The organism is Roseococcus sp. SYP-B2431 (assembly GCF_004336745.1).
Classification (GTDB): domain Bacteria; phylum Pseudomonadota; class Alphaproteobacteria; order Acetobacterales; family Acetobacteraceae; genus Roseococcus.
This window is the reverse complement of sequence record NZ_SJXD01000011.1, coordinates 1,303,301-1,318,672: the sequence shown is the minus strand read 5'-3', so window position 1 is coordinate 1,318,672 and position 15,372 is coordinate 1,303,301. Positions and strand designations below refer to the sequence as shown.

Annotated in this window: 20 protein-coding genes; 13 read left to right on the top strand and 7 right to left on the bottom strand. The window is 72.2% G+C overall.

Features of this window, described 5'->3' with window-relative positions; all coding sequences use genetic code 11:
- Positions 1 to 93: 93 nt before the first annotated feature.
- Positions 94 to 957: a pseudouridine synthase gene (locus tag EJV46_RS07665; protein ID WP_131547952.1), complete on the bottom strand. Its 864-nt coding sequence runs from the start codon at positions 955 to 957 to the stop codon at positions 94 to 96.
- Complete coding sequence (locus EJV46_RS07660) at positions 954 to 1,664, bottom strand: gamma-glutamyl-gamma-aminobutyrate hydrolase family protein (RefSeq protein ID WP_131547951.1); 711 nt, start codon at positions 1,662 to 1,664, stop codon at positions 954 to 956. Before EJV46_RS07660 ends, EJV46_RS07665 begins: the two co-directional genes overlap by 4 nt.
- Before the next feature lie 78 nt (positions 1,665 to 1,742).
- On the opposite strand from EJV46_RS07660, the gene EJV46_RS07655 reads away from it, so the two are divergent.
- Together EJV46_RS07655 and EJV46_RS07650 are read left to right on the top strand one after the other, a co-directional pair.
- Positions 1,743 to 2,183 (top strand): nucleoside deaminase, encoded by a 441-nt coding sequence (locus EJV46_RS07655; RefSeq protein WP_131547950.1) that lies wholly within the window; start codon positions 1,743 to 1,745, stop codon positions 2,181 to 2,183.
- Between the two features lie 168 nt (positions 2,184 to 2,351).
- Positions 2,352 to 2,543, top strand: a complete 192-nt coding sequence (locus EJV46_RS07650; protein ID WP_131547949.1) for a hypothetical protein — start codon at positions 2,352 to 2,354, stop codon at positions 2,541 to 2,543.
- Positions 2,544 to 2,591: 48 nt separating this feature from the next.
- Here the strand turns inward: EJV46_RS07650 and EJV46_RS07645 are convergent, their stop codons facing one another.
- Positions 2,592 to 3,578: a tripartite tricarboxylate transporter substrate binding protein gene (locus EJV46_RS07645; RefSeq protein WP_131547948.1), complete on the bottom strand. Its 987-nt coding sequence runs from the start codon at positions 3,576 to 3,578 to the stop codon at positions 2,592 to 2,594.
- 185 nt (positions 3,579 to 3,763) lie between these two features.
- Here EJV46_RS07645 and EJV46_RS07640 point away from each other — a divergent pair, with 185 nt between their 5' ends.
- Positions 3,764 to 4,756, top strand: coding sequence for an MBL fold metallo-hydrolase (locus tag EJV46_RS07640; protein WP_206020729.1), 993 nt, complete (start codon positions 3,764 to 3,766; stop codon positions 4,754 to 4,756).
- Positions 4,757 to 4,802: 46 nt separating this feature from the next.
- Here EJV46_RS07640 and dksA read toward each other — a convergent pair whose 3' ends face one another.
- Together dksA and EJV46_RS07630 are read right to left on the bottom strand one after the other, a co-directional pair.
- Positions 4,803 to 5,219: an RNA polymerase-binding protein DksA gene (dksA, locus tag EJV46_RS07635; protein ID WP_131547946.1), complete on the bottom strand. Its 417-nt coding sequence runs from the start codon at positions 5,217 to 5,219 to the stop codon at positions 4,803 to 4,805.
- Between the two features lie 208 nt (positions 5,220 to 5,427).
- Complete coding sequence (locus tag EJV46_RS07630; RefSeq protein ID WP_165585396.1) at positions 5,428 to 5,823, bottom strand: flagellar assembly protein FliX; 396 nt, start codon at positions 5,821 to 5,823, stop codon at positions 5,428 to 5,430.
- A gap of 176 nt (positions 5,824 to 5,999) precedes the next feature.
- Here EJV46_RS07630 and EJV46_RS07625 point away from each other — a divergent pair, with 176 nt between their 5' ends.
- From EJV46_RS07625 to EJV46_RS07585, 9 genes are all read left to right on the top strand, one after another.
- Positions 6,000 to 7,160 carry a flagellar basal body P-ring protein FlgI gene (locus tag EJV46_RS07625; RefSeq protein ID WP_240782437.1) on the top strand — a complete coding sequence of 387 codons (1,161 nt, stop codon included), beginning with the start codon at positions 6,000 to 6,002 and terminating at the stop codon, positions 7,158 to 7,160.
- A 79-nt stretch (positions 7,161 to 7,239) separates the two neighbouring features.
- Positions 7,240 to 7,521, top strand: coding sequence for a rod-binding protein (locus tag EJV46_RS07620; RefSeq protein WP_131547944.1), 282 nt, complete (start codon positions 7,240 to 7,242; stop codon positions 7,519 to 7,521).
- 11 nt (positions 7,522 to 7,532) lie between these two features.
- A complete protein-coding gene (locus tag EJV46_RS07615) occupies positions 7,533 to 7,934 on the top strand; it encodes a hypothetical protein (protein WP_131547943.1) in 402 nt (133 codons plus the stop codon).
- Between the two features lie 159 nt (positions 7,935 to 8,093).
- Positions 8,094 to 8,576: a helix-turn-helix domain-containing protein gene (locus EJV46_RS07610; RefSeq protein ID WP_165585395.1), complete on the top strand. Its 483-nt coding sequence runs from the start codon at positions 8,094 to 8,096 to the stop codon at positions 8,574 to 8,576.
- Between the two features lie 82 nt (positions 8,577 to 8,658).
- Positions 8,659 to 9,411, top strand: a complete 753-nt coding sequence (locus tag EJV46_RS07605) for a RibD family protein (protein WP_131547941.1) — start codon at positions 8,659 to 8,661, stop codon at positions 9,409 to 9,411.
- A 17-nt stretch (positions 9,412 to 9,428) separates the two neighbouring features.
- Positions 9,429 to 10,403, top strand: coding sequence for a zinc-binding alcohol dehydrogenase (locus EJV46_RS07600; protein ID WP_165585394.1), 975 nt, complete (start codon positions 9,429 to 9,431; stop codon positions 10,401 to 10,403).
- A gap of 76 nt (positions 10,404 to 10,479) precedes the next feature.
- Complete coding sequence (locus EJV46_RS07595) at positions 10,480 to 10,881, top strand: 6-carboxytetrahydropterin synthase (protein ID WP_131547939.1); 402 nt, start codon at positions 10,480 to 10,482, stop codon at positions 10,879 to 10,881.
- Positions 10,878 to 11,912, top strand: coding sequence for a glycosyltransferase family 4 protein (locus EJV46_RS07590; protein WP_131547938.1), 1,035 nt, complete (start codon positions 10,878 to 10,880; stop codon positions 11,910 to 11,912). Before EJV46_RS07595 ends, EJV46_RS07590 begins: the two co-directional genes overlap by 4 nt.
- On the top strand, positions 11,905 to 12,807 hold the full coding sequence (locus tag EJV46_RS07585) for a class I SAM-dependent methyltransferase (protein ID WP_131547937.1): 903 nt from the start codon (positions 11,905 to 11,907) through the stop codon (positions 12,805 to 12,807). Before EJV46_RS07590 ends, EJV46_RS07585 begins: the two co-directional genes overlap by 8 nt.
- 26 nt (positions 12,808 to 12,833) lie before the next feature.
- Here EJV46_RS07585 and EJV46_RS07580 read toward each other — a convergent pair whose 3' ends face one another.
- Together EJV46_RS07580 and EJV46_RS07575 are read right to left on the bottom strand one after the other, a co-directional pair.
- Positions 12,834 to 13,568: an SOS response-associated peptidase gene (locus EJV46_RS07580; RefSeq protein ID WP_131547936.1), complete on the bottom strand. Its 735-nt coding sequence runs from the start codon at positions 13,566 to 13,568 to the stop codon at positions 12,834 to 12,836.
- An 18-nt stretch (positions 13,569 to 13,586) separates the two neighbouring features.
- Positions 13,587 to 13,859, bottom strand: coding sequence for a hypothetical protein (locus EJV46_RS07575; RefSeq protein ID WP_131547935.1), 273 nt, complete (start codon positions 13,857 to 13,859; stop codon positions 13,587 to 13,589).
- Positions 13,860 to 14,036: 177 nt separating this feature from the next.
- Between EJV46_RS07575 and EJV46_RS07570 the strand changes: the two genes are divergently transcribed.
- Positions 14,037 to 15,344 carry a hemolysin family protein gene (locus EJV46_RS07570; RefSeq protein WP_131547934.1) on the top strand — a complete coding sequence of 436 codons (1,308 nt, stop codon included), beginning with the start codon at positions 14,037 to 14,039 and terminating at the stop codon, positions 15,342 to 15,344.
- Positions 15,345 to 15,372: the final 28 nt, after the last annotated feature.

Below are 15,372 nucleotides of genomic sequence, written 5' to 3'. Positions count from 1 at the left end.
TCGCCGCGTGGCGGGCGTGCCGGGCCGGTAAGTCGGTTGGGCGGCGCCGGCCGCAGTCGCGGCCGGATTCCGGGAATGCGCGCTCGATGTTCATCAGCCGCGCTTCCTGGCCGGCGCAGCGAGGCCCAGCTGCTCGCGCAGCACCTTCGGGTTCACCTCGTCGACGGCGCCGCGCTCCAGCGTGCCGAGCTGGAATGGCCCATAGGCCACGCGCAGCAGCCGCGAGACCTCCAGGCCGAGATGCGCCATCACCCGGCGGACCTCGCGGTTCTTGCCCTCCTGCAGGGCCAGGGTCAGCCAGGCATTGTCGCCCTTGCGGCTGTCGAGCCCGGCCTCGATGCCGCCGTAGCGCACGCCCTGGATGGTGATCCCGTTCTTCAGCCCGGCGAGCACGGCCGGGTCGATATGGCCGAAGACCCGCACGCGGTAGCGCCGCACCCAGGCATTGCTCGGCAGCTCCAGCCGGCGCGCCAGGGCGCCGTCATTGGTGAGGAGCAGCAGGCCCTCGCTGCTGAGGTCGAGCCGGCCGACGGAGATGAGGCGCGGCAGCCCCTCCGGCAGCTTCTCGAAGACGGTGGGCCGTCCCTCCGGATCGCGATGCGTGGTGACCAGGCCGGCCGGCTTGTGGAAGCGGAAGAGCCGCGTGCGCTCGGGCTCGTTCACCGGCTTGCCGTCGACGGAGACGAGGTCGTCGGGCTGCACGAAGGTGGCGGGCTGGGTGACGAGCTTGCCCGAGAGCTTCACGCGTCCCTCGGCGATGATCTTCTCCGCATCGCGCCGGCTGGCGACGCCGGCGCGGGCCAGCCACTTGGCGATGCGCTCGCCGCGCTTGGAGCTGTCCTCCGCGGCCTCGCCGCCCGGCCGGTCCGGCTGTTCGGGCTTCGGCTTGCGGCTGTCCGCCCCGCGGCTGCCCACCCGGCGGCCGTCGCCTCGCCGATCGTCCGACGGGGCGTTCATGCGCAGGCCTCCACGAAGGCGCGCAGGATCAGCGGATCGGCGGCGTCCACCGCGTATTCCGGATGCCACTGCACGCCGAGGGCGAAGCGACGCCCCGGCGCCTCGATCCCCTCGATCAGCCCGTCGGGCGCCGTGGCGTTCACCACCATCCCCGGGCCGATCTGCTTCACCGCCTGGTGATGCGCCGAGTTCACCGCCATCCGCGCGCGGCCGGTGATGCGGGCGAGCAGCGTGCCCGGCGCGATCGCGACCTCGTGGCCCGGCTCGGTGCGCGGGTTGGGCTGCTCGTGCGCGATGTCGCTCGGCAGCTCGTCGGGAATGTGCTGGAGGAGCGTGGCGCCCAGCGCGACCGCGAGCAGCTGCTGCCCGCCGCAGATGCCCAGCACCGGCGCGTCGCGCTCCAGCGCGCCCCGCGTGACGGCGAGCTCGAAATCCGTGCGGCCGGGCTTCAGCGTGACCTTGGGATGCGGGGCCTCGTCGCCCCAGAGGGCGGGATCCACGTCGAAGGCGCCGCCGGTGACCAGCAGGCCGTCGATGGCGTCGAGGTAGTCGGCGGCGAGCTCCGGCGCATGGGGGAGCGCGACGGGCAGGCCGCCAGCGGCGATCACCGCGGAGAAATAATTCTGCCGGAGCGCGTACCAGGGCAGCTTCGACCAACCCCCGGCGGGCTCGGCGTCGAGGGTCAATCCGATGACGGGACGTTTCATGCGGGGTGTGAAGCAGCGTGGGGCCCCCGCGTCCAGATGAAGTTTGCGCGCGACAGGCCCGCCGGCCAAAAGACGTGCATGACTCCCATGGAGATCGCGCTGGAGGAAGCGCGCGCGGCCGCGCGGCGCGAGGAGGTGCCGGTCGGCGCCGCCGTCACCGATTCCGCGGGGAGGTTGCTGGCGCGCGCCGGCAACCGCGTGGAGGAGCGGCGCGACCCCTCGGCCCATGCCGAGATGCTGGCGCTGCGCGCGGCGGCGAGGGCGGCGGGCGACAAGCACCTCGCCGGCGCCACGCTCTGGGTGACGCTGGAGCCCTGCGCGATGTGCGCCCAGGCCGCGAGCCTCTTCCGCGTCGCCCGCGTGGTCTTCGGCGCCTATGATCCCAAGGGCGGCGGCACGGAGCATGGGGCACGGGTGTTCCGGCATCCGCAGTGTAACCACGCGCCCGAGGTCGTGGGGGGTGTGTGGGAAAGCGAGGCGGGCGCCCTGCTGCGCGACTTCTTCGCACGGCGGCGATAGCTGTCTGAGGTCGCCCCGGTGGCGCTGCCGCCTTGGCAAGGCCTGTCGCCATGGGTCCGACGTATGCCGGCCATGTGACATGGCGCGTCGCCGGAGGCGCCCGGCGCGTTATGTGTATATGCACGAGACGGCCTATCCCGACCGCCCGGTGACTTGGGAACAATCGTCATGAACCGCTCTCCTATCCTGGCCGGCCTCTTCGCCGCCTTCGTCGTTCACCACGCCTCCGCCCCGTCGAACCCCCTCGATCAGCCGCCGAGCCCGACCGTCGTCCATGGCGAGCTGGTCACGGTCGGCGGCGAAAGGATGGAGGACGGCACGGACCGCCGCGGGCATGTCGAGATCCCGGCCCCGGGCTGACCGGCTTTCCCGGCCGCGATTTCCGACCGGCCGGACGCGGCCCCGGCGTCAGCCGCCGAGCCGCAGCCCCAGCTCGCGCACCGTCTCGATCTCCTGCGCGTTCACGAGCCGTGAATCGTCGGCATAGCCCTCGGGGTCGAGGTAGCGCACCGGCATGTCGAAGCGCGCCAGCACGGCGAGGTGCTGCGGGTCGTGTACCGCCAGCTTGAAGGCGTCGTGGATGGCGAGGACCACCTCCGTCGGCGTGCCGCGAGGGGCGGCAATGCCGTAGCTGCTCTCGGCCACGTAGTCGTAGCCGAGCTCGCGCAGGGTCGGCACGCCGGGGAAGCGGGCGGCGCGCTGCGAGGTCCAGACGGCCAGCGGCCGGATGCGGCCCTCCAGCGCCATGTCGGCCCAGGCCGAGGTCTCGGCCGAGAAGTCGATCTGCCGGCCCAGCGTCGCCTGGAGGTTGGGCGCGGCGCCGCGGAAGGCGACGGCCGTCCAGTCGATGCCGGCCTGCCGCGCGACGCGGCGCAGCACGATGTCCGTCGTATTGGCGCCGGGCGTGCCGTAGAAGACCTTCCCCGGATGGGCGCGGGCGTGGTCGATCAGCTCCGGCATGGTCCGCCAGGGCGCGTCCGGCCGGACCACGACGCCGCCCATGTAGCCGACCATGCGGATGATCCAGGCGAATTCCGCGAGAGGGTCGAAGGGCGGCGCCATGCCGGCCGCCCGCATGAGCGCGGGCATGCGGAAGGTGGAGTTGGGCATCTGGCTCAGCGTGTAGCCATCGGGCTTCGCGTCGCGCAGCGCCTGGGGCCCGAGCGTGCCGGAGGCGCCGGGCCGGTTCTCGACCACGATGGGCTGCCCGAGATGGCGCGAGGCGATCTCGCAGACCGTGCGCATCTGGATGTCCGTGGCGCCGCCCGGCGTCCAGGGAACGAAGACGCGCAGCGGCTTCTCCGGGTAGCGGCCCTGGGCGCGAAGGCGGGACGGGGAGAAGGACGGCGCGGCCAGGACAGCACCGAGGACGGCGCGGCGGGTGCAAGGGGACATGGGCTTCCTCCGTTGCCGGCAAGTCTGGTGACTTCGCGGCCGCCTCCGCAACCGGCAGCTTCGCGTCTGCGAGATCACAACCCGTGGCTGTCTTCACATGTTCGTGGCATCCGGAGGTTGCGTGGGTTATCGTTGCGGCGGCAACACTGCCCGGAGATGGCGGCGAGCCCATGGAGGAGAGACAGATGGATATCCCCCGCCGAACCCTTCTCGGCGCAGGTGCCGCGCTTGCGTCCGCGCCCTTCCTGCCACGGCTGGCAGAGGCCGCCGCCCCCTTCCGCAACGAGCTCCCGCCCGCCTGGCACCGCTTCCGCATCGGCGAGTTCGAGGCCACGATCGTGTCGGATGGACGCCTGCCGCTGGGCGAGCCGGCGCCGGCCTTCCCCGCCTCGCCGCCGCAGGAGATCGCGGCGCTGATGCGGGCGAACTTCCTGCCGGTGAACGCCGCCAACCTCGAGCAGAACGCGCTCATCGTGAACACCGGCCGGCAGCTCGTGCTCTTCGACACGGGCATGGGCGACAGCATGGGCCCGGCCAGCCAGATGTTCGGCCCCACCACCGGCCGCCTGCTGCGCAACATGCGCGCGGCCGGCATCGAGCCCTCGCAGATCGACATGGTGATCCTGACGCATGCCCATTGCGACCATTGCTGGGCGCTGGTGGACGCGCAGGGCAACCGCAACTTCCCCAACGCCCAGGTCGCCGTGACGGAGGCCGACCTGCGCTTCTGGACCGATCCGGCCAACAAGCGCGGGCCGGAGTTCATGACGGCCTTCATCGACGGCGCGACGAAGAACCTCAACGCCTATCGCGACCGGCTGGTGATGGTGCGCGACGGGGCGGAGGTGGTCCCTGGCATCCAGGCCATCGCCGCGCCGGGCCACACCGTCGGCCATACCATCTATGCCGTGACCTCGGGCAACCGGACGGTGGTGAACACCGGCGACCTGGCGCATCACCAGGTGCTGCTGCTCCGCCGACCGCTCTGGGAGTTTTCCTTCGACACCGATCCGAAGCAGTCGGCGCAGACCCGGGCTAGGGCGCTGGAGCGCTTCGCCACCGACCGGACGGCGATCCTGTCCTACCACTTCTCCTGGCCGGGGCTCGGCCATGTCGCCAAGGAGCAGGAAGGCTATGCGTGGATTCCCACGCCCATGGACGTGACGGCGCTGGAGTGAGCCGAAGCCGCGCGAGCGGGCCACGCCCCTGCGCGCTTACGCGGGATCAGTCGTCGCGGTGGACCTTCTCCATCCTCTCGTGGCGCTCCTGCGCCTCGATGGAGAGGGTGGCGATGGGGCGTGCCTCGAGCCGGCGCAGGCCGATCGGCTCGAAGGTCTCCTCGCAGAAGCCGTAGGCGCCGTTGGAGATCCGGTCGAGCGCCTGGTCGATCTTGCTGATGAGCTTGCGGGCCCGGTCCCGCGTGCGAAGCTCCAGGGCGCGGTCGGTCTCGACGCTGGCCCTGTCGGTGAGGTCCGGCTCGGAGATGCCGCCGGCGGAGAGGGAGTTGAGGGTGACGCCGGCCTCGCGGAGCAATTCGCCGCGCCATCTCAGGAGCTTCTGGCGGAAGTATTCCTGCTGCAAGGCATTCATGAACTCTTCGTCTTCCGAGGGACGGTAGTCGGGCGGAAGAGTGACGACCATGAGCCTTGACCCTCCCCACGTGGAGCGACCGGCCCGGCGCCGACCGCGATCCCGGGGCGGCCGGACCATATTCAAGTGTTAATCGGCCGCCAAGAGGCGATTTGGCTTCAAGTGCATGGTGCGGAAGCGATTTCATGCATCTGTCCCAGGCTACCGGCGGAGTTTGCCCGAAGATCGCGCAGCCGGCGCCCCGGGCGCCCTGTCCCGCTCATGCCGGTGCCGTGGGAAGCCGTTCGAGCTCGATCCGGGCCCGCAGCGAGATGGCGCGCAGGAGGTCACGCAGCGCCGGATCCGCGCCGGATTCGCCCCCGGCCAGTTGCGCCAGCCGCGAGAGCCGGCCGGGATCGATGCGGCCCGTGAGCAACGCCAGCTGCAGCCCCTCCAATTCCTCGAGCAGCGCCTTGCCCCGGCGTTGCGCCGCGCCGTCGCGCTCGGTGTCGGACAGGCCCTCCTGCAGCCCGATCAGGCCCGGATGGCTGGCGACGGGCGCCGCGGCGGCCGGTTCCTGCCCGCGCTCGGCCTCCGGCAGGGCGAAGCCGCGGCCCGGGCGCCGCGCGGCCCCTCCTCGCCCGATCGCCGTGTAGCCCCGGATTGGCGTCAGCATCGGCAAATCTCCTCTCCAGGGCGGCGCATTCTGCCGCCCCTCGATCCCGGAGCGGCAAGCCCGCCCCATCCCCGGCACGATCTGCCCAGCCGGAGGCCCCCAGGGCTGGCACGGCGGTTGCCCTGTCCATCCCGAGGCCGTCGCGAGCGGCCAGTCATCGCGGAGTGCTGGCGAGAGTGCGAAAAAATCCTTTCCGCCTGGTGAAGACGCTCGCGGCGGCCCTCCTTCTGCTGGGGGCCGACGCAGCCGCGTCCCAGCCGGTCCGCATCAAGGACATTGCCGATGTCGAGGGCGTGCGCGACAACCAGCTCGTCGGCTACGGGCTGGTCGTTGGCCTGCCCGGCACCGGCGACCGGCTGCGCACCGCGATCTTCACGCGGCAATCCCTGGTCGGCATGCTGGAGCGGCTCGGCGTCAACACGCGCGACAACGAGGCGCGGCTGGACACGCGCAACGTCGCGGCGGTGATGGTCACGGCCAACCTGCCGGCCTTCGCGCAGCCGGGGAGCCGGATCGACGTGGCCGTCTCCTCGCTCGGCGACGCGCAGAACCTCACCGGCGGCACGCTGCTGGTCACCCCGCTGCTGGGCGCGGACGGCGCGGTCTATGCCGTGGCGCAGGGCGCCGTCGCGACGGGGGCGATCGCGGCCCGCGGGGCGGCCGCCTCGGTCTCGCGCGGCGTGCCGACCTCGGCGCGGATCTCGGCCGGCGGCATCGTCGAGCGCGCCATCCCCTATACCATGGCCGGGCGCGACCACGTCCGGCTCTCGCTGCGCAACCCGGATTTCACCACGGCCCAGCGCATCGCGGCCGCGATCAACCGCGCCCAAGGCGGGGGAGGCCAAGGCGGGGGAGGCCACGGCGGGGGAGGTCAGGGCGGAGTGGCCCGCGCGACCGATCCCCGCACCGTGCTGCTGACGCTCGGCGGCCGCGATCCCATGGGCTTCCTCACCCAGATCGAGCAGCTGCGCGTGGAGCCGGACCAGGTGGCGCGGGTGATCATCGAGGAGGCCTCCGGCACCATCGTCATGGGTTCGAACGTGCGGGTCTCCACGGTGGCGATCGCGCAGGGCAACCTGACGATCCGCATCACCGAGGCGCCGCAGGCGAGCCAGCCCAACCCGCTGGCCGGCGGCGAAACCGTGGTGGTGCCGCGGACGCAGATCGAGCTGGACGACCAGAGCGAGCGCCGGATGGGCGTGCTGCGCGGCGGCATCACCCTGTCCGAGCTGGTGCGAGGGCTGAACAGCCTCGGCGTCGGCCCGCGCGACCTCATCACCATCCTGCAGAGCATCAGGGCCGCCGGTGCGCTGCAGGCCGAGCTGGAGGTCCGCTGATGGGGAAGTCCCGAAACCTGCAGCGCCTTTCCTTGCCGCGGGTTCGCCCCGCGGGCAGGGCCGAGCTGGAGGTGCGCTGATGCTGGCCCCCGCCCAACGCGCCGCCATGGCCCAGACGCCGGAGCGCATGCGCGAAGTCGCGCAGCGGTTCGAGGCGCAGGTCTTTGCGCAGCTGCTCCAGCCCGCCTTTGAAAGCCTCGGCCAGGGGAGCTTCGGCGGTGGCGCTGCCGAAGCCCAGTGGCGGCCCATGCTCGTCGAGGGCTTCGCCGCCGGCTCCGCCCGCGCCGGGCGCGGCATCGGAATCCAGGACATGGTGCTGCGGCACATGATCCGGATGCAGGAAATGTCCCAACAGACTTAGGAGACCCACCCATGATGGACGCCGTGATCGCCGCCGGGGAGCGGCTCGCCGAGGCTTTGCGCGCCGAGAACGAGGCGCTCGCCGCCCTTGACATGACGCGCGCCGCCGCCATGGCCACGCGTAAGATGCAGGCGACCGATGCCTTCGCCGCAGCCACGGCCGCGGCCACGAGCACCCGCGCGCGCGCCGAGGGCGAGACGCGCGCGGCGGCCGAGAGGATGGCGCTCTCCCTGGCCGATCTCGGCCGGGAGAACCGGCAGCTGCTGGAGACGGCGATCGCGCTGCAATCGCGCGTGATCGAGACCATCGCCGGCGCCGCCAAGCCGCTCTCGGCAGCGCCGGGCTATGGCCGCGGCGGGCTACGGCGCCCACCCCACCAGGCGCCCGCCCTGGCCGTCACCACACGGGCCTGAGGGCCTTCCGGGCGACAGACGCGACACAAAACCCCTCCCGGCGCGACGAAGCGGCGACGGGACTGCGCTACTGGAATCCAACCGGAGCAGGTCCTCCAGCAACTGCACGCCTGCGGAGGTCTTCCCTCGCCGGAACCCGTTTCCCAGGGAGGCAGGATGATGTCGAAAACGCTGATGCCCTCTCCAGCGATGCCGAACCAGCCGTTGGGGAACCAGGGCGGAATTCCCTTCGGCCACAGCGGCCGCTCGGCCACCTCGTCGGACGGCATGGTCGGGCGAAGGATCAAGGCCCTGCGCCTGCGGAACGGGCTGACGCAGAAGCAGGTCGCCGCGCGCGTCGGAGTGACCGGCGCCCAGTTCCACCGCTACGAGGTGGGAACCACCCGCGTCGCCGCGAGCCGGTTGCTCGACATCGCAACCGTCCTCGGCGTTCGTGCGGAGGCCTTGATGAACGACGACGCGCCGCGCGAAGCGACACGGCACCAGCCCGGGCCGGCTGCTTCGAATGATCTGTTGGAGCTGGTGGAGATGTTCTCCTCGATCGCCGACCAACGCCGGAGATGCGCCCTCGTGAGCTTCGCCCGCTGCCTGGCGGCCCAATCCGCGGCGACGCCGGATTCCTCCCCGGCGGAAGCGGCCTAGCCGCCCCTCCGGCGGAAGCCGCGAAGCAGGCGCCGCGCTGCCCCCTCGCGGTGGCGGCGCGGTTCCGGCATAACCGCGCCGCATGGATGGCGCGCAGGATGAACCCGAATGGCAGGCGCTCCTCGCGGGGCGCCCGGAGCGCGCCGGCGCGCTGGCCGCGCTGTTCGCGCCCCTCCTGGCTCCCCCCTCCGCCGCGGATGGCTGCGTCGTCGTGGGGCGGCTGGCGCAGACGCTGGACGGGCGGATCGCGACGCGGCTCGGCCATAGCCAATGGATCGGCGGGCCGGGCGACATCCGCCACACCCATCGGCTGCGCGCGCTCTGCGACGCGGTGGTGGTCGGCGCCGGGACCGTGCGCGCGGACGACCCCAGGCTGACGACGCGCCACGTGGCTGGCCCCTCGCCGGTGCGCGTGGTGATCGACCCCGACCGGCGGCTGGGCGCGGATTACGGCCTGTTCCGGGACGGGCCGCCGACGCTGCTGGTCACCTCCTGCGGCGGGCCGCCGCGGCACGGGGATGCCGAGACCCTGCGCATCGGCCGCGACGCGGGCGGCGGCCTCGATCTCCCGGCCCTGCTCCGCGCCCTCGCCGCGCGCGGGCTGACGAAGATCTTCGTCGAGGGGGGAGGGCAGACCGTCTCACGCTTCCTCGTCGCCGGCTGCCTGGACCGGCTGCACGTCACGGTGGCGCCCATGATCCTCGGCTCCGGCCGCCCGGCCTTCGACCTGCCGGAGGTGGCCCGCATCTCCGAGGGGATGCGCTTGACCTGGACCTGCCATCCGATCGAGCCCGACATGCTCTTCGACATCGCCCTGGACCGCCGCGCCGCATGAGCGGGAAGCGCGGAAGCATGGCGACGGCCCTCTGGCACGTCGCCCCCGGCCGCTGCGAGCTGCGCGAGGAGCGGCTGCGCATCCCGCGCGAGGACGATCTGCAGATCCGCGCCATCGCCTCCGGCGTCTCCCGGGGAACCGAGCGGCTGGTGCATCGCGGACGCGTGCCGGAATCGCAGCATGCCGCCATGCGTTGCCCGATGCAGGAGGGCGAGCTCTCCTTTCCGGTGAAGTACGGCTATGCGGCGGTGGGCCTCGTCGAGGAGGGGCCGGCGGAGTGGATCGGCCGCCGCGTCTTCGTCCTGCATCCCCATCAGACGCGCTTCGTGGCGCCCATCGCGATGTGCGCGCGCATCCCCGACGCGATCCCCGACCGGCGCGCCGTGCTCGCCGCCAATATGGAGACGGCGCTGAACGTGGTCTGGGATGCGGCGCCGCGCCTGGGCGAGCGGGCCATGGTGATCGGCGCCGGCGTGGTCGGGCTGCTCTGCGCCTGGCTGCTCGCGCGCATCCCGGGCCTGCGGGTTTGCGTGGTGGATCGCGATCCGGCCCGCGCGAAGCTCGCGGCATCGCTCGGCGGCGAGTTCTTCGCGCCGGAGGCCGCCCCGGCCGAACAGGAGCTGATCGTCCATGCCAGCGCCAGCGAGGCCGGGCTTCGCCTGGCGCTCGACCGTGCCGGCTTCGAGGCGCGCCTCCTGGAGGCGAGCTGGTTCGGCGATGCCGAGCCGGCCCTGCCGCTCGGCGCCGCCTTCCACCAGAAGCGCCTGCAGCTGATCTCCACCCAGGTGGGCAGCGTTTCGCCCGCCATGCGCGGCCGCCGGGCCTATGCCGATCGCATGGCCCTGGCGCTCTCCTTCCTCGACGACCCGCGCCTGGACGCGCTGGTCGGCCCCGCCGTTCCCTTCGCGGAGCTGCCGTCCTCCATGTCCGCGCTGCTGGACCCGCCGGCTGGCGCGCCGCAGCCGCTCTGCCCCATCATCCTGTACGATTAGCCGAGGCCTCCGATGACCGAAGCGCCGCAGGCGTGTAGGTCTGAATCGGATGCCCAAGACCAAGGATTTCCCGCAAATGTTCAGCCTGACGGTCGTCGACCACATCATGGTCGCGCATTCCTTCCGCGGCGCCGAGTTCGGCCCGGCCCAGCGGCTGCACGGCGCCACCTTCGTGGTGGAAGCGGAGTTCCGCGCGCCGAAGCTCGACGACCTGCACCTGCTGATCGACATCGGCCTGGCCAAGGACGAGCTGCGAAAAATCCTTGCCGCGCTGGACTACCGCAACCTCGACGAGGTGCCGGAATTCGCGGCGAAGAACACGACGACCGAATTCCTCTGCCTGCACATCCACGGCCTTCTCGCCGCCGCCTGCCGCGACGGGCGGATGGGCCCGGGCGGCGACGGCGTGACCGGCATCAAGGTGCTGCTGCGCGAGAGCCACGTGGCCTGGGCGGCCTTCGAAGGTCCGCTCGAATGAGGATCGCGCTCTTCGTCCCCACCCCCTTCGACACGGTCTCGGGGGGCTATCTCTACGACCGCCGGCTGGTCGACGGCCTGCGCGCCCTCGGCCACGAGGTCCGTGTCGTGGAGCTCGACGGCCGCTTCCCCATGCCCGACGAGGCGACAGAGGCCTCGGCCCGCGCCGCCTTCGCGGGTCTCGCGGGCGACGAGATTCCGCTCATCGACGGGCTCGCCTTGCCCGCCTTCGCGAGCCTCACGAACGAGCTGGCCGCGCGAAGCGCCGTGGGCCTCATCCATCACCCCACCTCGCTCGAGCCGGGCCCGCACCAGCAGGCCCTGGCCGAGCGCGAGCGCGCCCTCTTCGCCGCCTGCGGGCGCCTGGTCGTGACCTCGCCCTACACCGCGAAGGGCCTGCCGCCGCTCGGCGCCGACCCCTCGCGGATCGGGGTGGTGGAGCCCGGGACCGATCCCGCTACACGCGCCATCGGCTCCGGCGGGCCCGGGGCGCGCATCCTCTCGGTGGGATCGCTCATCCCGCGCAAGGGGCATGACGTGCTGCTGCGCGCGCTGGCCCGACTCACCGACCTCGAATGGACGCTCCGCGTCGCCGGCCCGCCGGCCGATCCGGTGCATGCGGAGGGTCTCGCGGCCTTGGCCGAGGAGCTGGGGCTGGCCTCGCGCGTCACCTTCCTGGGCGCCGTCGACAACGGCACGCTGGAGCAGGAATACGCGACGGCCGATCTCTTCGCGCTCGCCACGCATTTCGAGGGCTTTGGCATGGCCGCGGCCGAGGCGCAGGCGCGCGGCCTGCCGCTGGCGCTTTGCACCGGCGGCGCGATCGCCGATCTCGTCGGCCCGGGGGCGGCGATCCTCGCCGCGCCGGGCGATGCGAACAGCCTCTCGCGCGGCATGCGGCGGCCGCTCTTCGACACGGCGCTGCGCGCACAGATGGCCGAGGCGAGCTGGGCCGCCGGCCAGGCCCTGCCCCGCTGGGAGGACCGCGCGACCCGCTTCGTCGCCGAGCTGGAGGCCGCCGGCCATGGTTGAGCAGAATGGGACTGAACCGGACGGGGCGGAGGAATTCGACGGCGACTGGCTCGACCTGCGCGAGCCCTTCGACGCCGCCGCCCGCGACCCGGGCCTGGCCGAGCGGCTGATGCAGCATGTGGACGAGAAGGCGCGCCCGTGCTTCCTCGACCTCGGCGCCGGCACCGGCAGCCTGACGCGCTGGCTCGGCCATTTCGTCGCCCGGCCGCATAGGTGGATCCTCGCGGACGCCGATGCCGAGCTGATGTCCCGCGCGTTCGACACCATGATGGACGCGGCGGAGGATGTCGGCTGGAAGGCCACCTGGCCGCAGAAGAAGGCCTTGCTGGTGCACTCGCCACAGGGCGCCTGGCGCATCGAGGGCATCCTCACGAACCTCGCGGATGCGCCGGCCGGCCTGCCGCTGGATTCCGTGGATGTGGTGACCTGCTCCGCGCTCTGCGACCTCGTCTCCGAGCGCTGGCTGATCCGTCTCGCGGCGGCGCTGGCCCGGCGGAAGCTGCCCTTCTACGCGGCGCTGAACGTCTCGGGCCGCGAGCGTTTCACGCCGCCGCTGCCGGGGGACGCCCTGGTGGCGCGCGGCTTCCTGCGGGACCAGCGGCGCGACAAGGGCTTTTCCGGCATTGCCCTCGGACCGGAAGCGCCCGCCGTGATCGCGCGGGTCTTCGCGGCCCATGGCTACAAGGTGCACCGCGCGCCCAGCCCCTGGATCGTGCGGCGCCAGTCGCGCGAGATGGCCTATGAGCTGGCGCTCGGCCATGCGGAGGCCGCGCTGCGGCATGAGCGGCGCGGCGCGGCGCAGATCCGCGCCTGGGCGGAGGCGCGGGGCGGCCAGGCCGATGACGGGCAGCTCGCCGTCCGGGTGGAGCACCAGGACCTGCTCTGCCTGCCCTGAGGGGATTCAAAGTCGGGGGGCAGGGGTCAGGGCGCTGCCCATTCCGGCGGCGGATCGCGCAGCGCGCCCAGGCCGGCGGGCAGCTCCGGCGCGGCAGGCGCCAGCAGCGCCGCATCGTTCTCCGATACCCGGCCCACGCGGGCCCCGACCGGCCAGAAGGCGAGAAGCGAATCCGCCGCCGGCCGCATCAGGCCCCGCAGTTCCTCCTCGCGCGCCGGCGCCTCGGCGAGCCAGCTGGCCCAGGCCTCGCGCGGCAGGATCACGGGCATGCGCGCATGCATCAGCGCCTGGCGACCCGCCGATGCCGTCGTGATCACCGAATAGCTCCGCAGCCAGGTGCCGTCGGGCCGCCGCCATCCCTCCCAGAGACCCGCGACGGCCATGGGCGCGCCGTCCCGGAGCGCGACGGCGAAGGGCTGCCTCGCCTTCGCCTCGGCATGCCATTCATAGAAGCCGTCCATGGGGACGAGGCAGCGGCGCCTCGAAAACGCCTCGCGGAAGCTCGGCTTCTCGAGGATCGTCTCGGAACGCGCGTTGATCAGCCGCGCGGCGCCCGCCGCGTCCTTCGCCCAGCGCGGCACCAGCCCCCATCGGAGGATGTCGATGTGCCGCGCACCGGTCTGCGGATGCCGGCGGACGACCAGCCCCTCCTGCGTGGGCGCGAGATTCCAGGAGGCGGCGAAGTTGGGCGCGGGGGAAGGCGTCTCGAAATAGGTCGCCAGTCCCGCCGGATCACGCTGGAGGATGTAGCGGCCGCACATATCCGCCCCGAAGCATGTTCAGCGCGCGGTCTTCGTCCAGGCATCGGCGGTCGCCTCCAGCCGGCGCGCCGAGGCGCGGGCCGCATCGAGCTCGCGAACCGTGCCGGCGAGCGCGCCGCGATAGCCCTGTACGCTGCCCTCCAGCCCGGAAACGGCGCCGCCCAGCGAAGCCAGATTGGCGCGGAGCGCTCCAAAGGCCTCCTTCTGCTCGGCCAGGGCCGCCTCCAGACTGCGCAGCGCGGCGCGCAGCCGGTCATCCGGCGTCCGGGGGAAGGCGAGGATCTGGGCCATGGTCCAACTCCGGCTTGGGCGTTCATCTCTTGCTGAAGCGCTAACACGTCTCAATTTTGATAACAAGCGGCGTTGATTGATGAAGGATCGGTTGGCGTCGTGGCCGTCCTGCGCAGCCATGGGCCTCCTCGCCATGCGCGGCATTCATTCGGGATCGGCTTTGCGCTATGCAGGATCATGGGTGTCAGCTTTGAAATCGTCTTCGTCCTGCTTCTCACCTTGCTGAACGGCGTCTTTGCCATGAGCGAGCTGGCGGTGGTCTCGTCGCGCAAGGGGCGCCTGCTCGCCATGGAGCGGGCCGGGAGCCTGGGGGCCTCGGCTGCCCTGGAGCTGCAGGAGAATCCGCAGCGCTTCCTGCCCACCGTCCAGGTCGGCATCACGCTGGTCGGCATCCTGGCCGGCGTGTTCGGCGGCGCCGCCATCGCCGGCCCCTTCGGGACCTTCCTGTCGCAGTTTCCCGTCCTGGCCCGCTTCGGCCACGAGATCGCCTTCGCGCTCGTCGTGCTCGCCATCACCTATGTGAACCTGATCCTGGGCGAGCTGGTTCCCAAGCAGCTCGCCTTGCGCAATCCGGAGAAGGTCGCCTCCACCCTCGCGCGGCCGCTGGCGGCGCTGGCCCGGTTCACCTCGCCCTTCATCTGGTTCATGTCGCAATCCTCCGCGCTGATCCTCCGCCTCTTCGGCGCCCATGTGCCGACCGACCAGAGCGTGACGGAAGAGGAGGTGAAGGCCGTGGTGGCCGAGGGCGCGCATGCCGGCGCGCTGGACCACAGCGAGCGACAGATGATCGAGCGCGTGCTGCGCCTCGCTGACCGGCCCGTGCGCGCGCTGATGACGCCGCGGCCGGAGGTCGCCTGGCTCGACGGCAATGCCAGGCCGCAGGACATCGCCGCCGCGCTGCGCGCCGAATCGGTCACGCGCTTCATCGTCTCGGACGGGCGGGTCGACAACGTTCTCGGCGTCGTCGTCGCCAAGGACCTGCTGGACCAGATGCTGGAGGGCGCGCCGCTCGACCTCTCGCGCGTGCTGCGCCAGCCCATCGCCATGCCGGACGGGCTTTCGGCGCTGGCCGCGTTGGAGCGGCTGCGGGCGGACCCGCTGGGCCTCGCGCTGGTGCTCGACGAGTACGGCAGCTTCGAGGGCGTGGTGACCGCCTCCGACCTGCTGGAGGCGATCGTGGGCGAGCTCGGCCCCGCGCCCCAGTCGGAGAAGCCCTCGATGGTGGAGCGCTTCGACGGCTCCATGCTGCTGGACGGCATGATGGCGCTGGACGAGCTGAACGAGCGGCTCCTGGGCTTCGAGCCGCCGCCGCAGTCCAGCGCCTACCACACGGTCGCGGGGCTGATGCTGGCGCTGCTGGAGCGGGTGCCGCGGGAGGGCGACCGGATCGTGCATTCCGGCTGGCGCTTCGAGATCGTGGACATGGACGGGCGCCGCGTGGACAAGATCCTGGTGTCGCGCGAGGAGCCGGCGACGGCGCCCTGATCCCGCATGCCTCGCGGCGCTGGGCCGT

Bases quoted from the DNA above. Each gene is read 5' to 3' on its own strand.
- EJV46_RS07645 (WP_131547948.1), bottom strand. From the start codon at position 3,578: ATGTCCCCTTGCACCCGCCGCGCCGTCCTCGGTGCTGTCCTGGCCGCG.
- EJV46_RS07570 (WP_131547934.1), top strand. From the start codon at position 14,037: ATGGGTGTCAGCTTTGAAATCGTCTTCGTCCTGCTTCTCACCTTGCTG.
- EJV46_RS07665 (WP_131547952.1), bottom strand. From the start codon at position 957: ATGAACGCCCCGTCGGACGATCGGCGAGGCGACGGCCGCCGGGTGGGC.
- EJV46_RS07575 (WP_131547935.1), bottom strand. From the start codon at position 13,859: ATGGCCCAGATCCTCGCCTTCCCCCGGACGCCGGATGACCGGCTGCGC.
- EJV46_RS07655 (WP_131547950.1), top strand. From the start codon at position 1,743: ATGACTCCCATGGAGATCGCGCTGGAGGAAGCGCGCGCGGCCGCGCGG.
- EJV46_RS07585 (WP_131547937.1), top strand. From the start codon at position 11,905: ATGGTTGAGCAGAATGGGACTGAACCGGACGGGGCGGAGGAATTCGAC.
- EJV46_RS07595 (WP_131547939.1), top strand. From the start codon at position 10,480: ATGTTCAGCCTGACGGTCGTCGACCACATCATGGTCGCGCATTCCTTC.
- EJV46_RS07640 (WP_206020729.1), top strand. From the start codon at position 3,764: ATGGATATCCCCCGCCGAACCCTTCTCGGCGCAGGTGCCGCGCTTGCG.
- dksA (WP_131547946.1), bottom strand. From the start codon at position 5,219: ATGGTCGTCACTCTTCCGCCCGACTACCGTCCCTCGGAAGACGAAGAG.
- EJV46_RS07615 (WP_131547943.1), top strand. From the start codon at position 7,533: ATGATGGACGCCGTGATCGCCGCCGGGGAGCGGCTCGCCGAGGCTTTG.
- EJV46_RS07660 (WP_131547951.1), bottom strand. From the start codon at position 1,664: ATGAAACGTCCCGTCATCGGATTGACCCTCGACGCCGAGCCCGCCGGG.
- EJV46_RS07650 (WP_131547949.1), top strand. From the start codon at position 2,352: ATGAACCGCTCTCCTATCCTGGCCGGCCTCTTCGCCGCCTTCGTCGTT.
- EJV46_RS07610 (WP_165585395.1), top strand. From the start codon at position 8,094: ATGTCGAAAACGCTGATGCCCTCTCCAGCGATGCCGAACCAGCCGTTG.
- EJV46_RS07600 (WP_165585394.1), top strand. From the start codon at position 9,429: ATGGCGACGGCCCTCTGGCACGTCGCCCCCGGCCGCTGCGAGCTGCGC.
- EJV46_RS07580 (WP_131547936.1), bottom strand. From the start codon at position 13,568: ATGTGCGGCCGCTACATCCTCCAGCGTGATCCGGCGGGACTGGCGACC.
- EJV46_RS07605 (WP_131547941.1), top strand. From the start codon at position 8,659: ATGGATGGCGCGCAGGATGAACCCGAATGGCAGGCGCTCCTCGCGGGG.
- EJV46_RS07630 (WP_165585396.1), bottom strand. From the start codon at position 5,823: ATGCTGACGCCAATCCGGGGCTACACGGCGATCGGGCGAGGAGGGGCC.
- EJV46_RS07590 (WP_131547938.1), top strand. From the start codon at position 10,878: ATGAGGATCGCGCTCTTCGTCCCCACCCCCTTCGACACGGTCTCGGGG.
- EJV46_RS07620 (WP_131547944.1), top strand. From the start codon at position 7,240: ATGCTGGCCCCCGCCCAACGCGCCGCCATGGCCCAGACGCCGGAGCGC.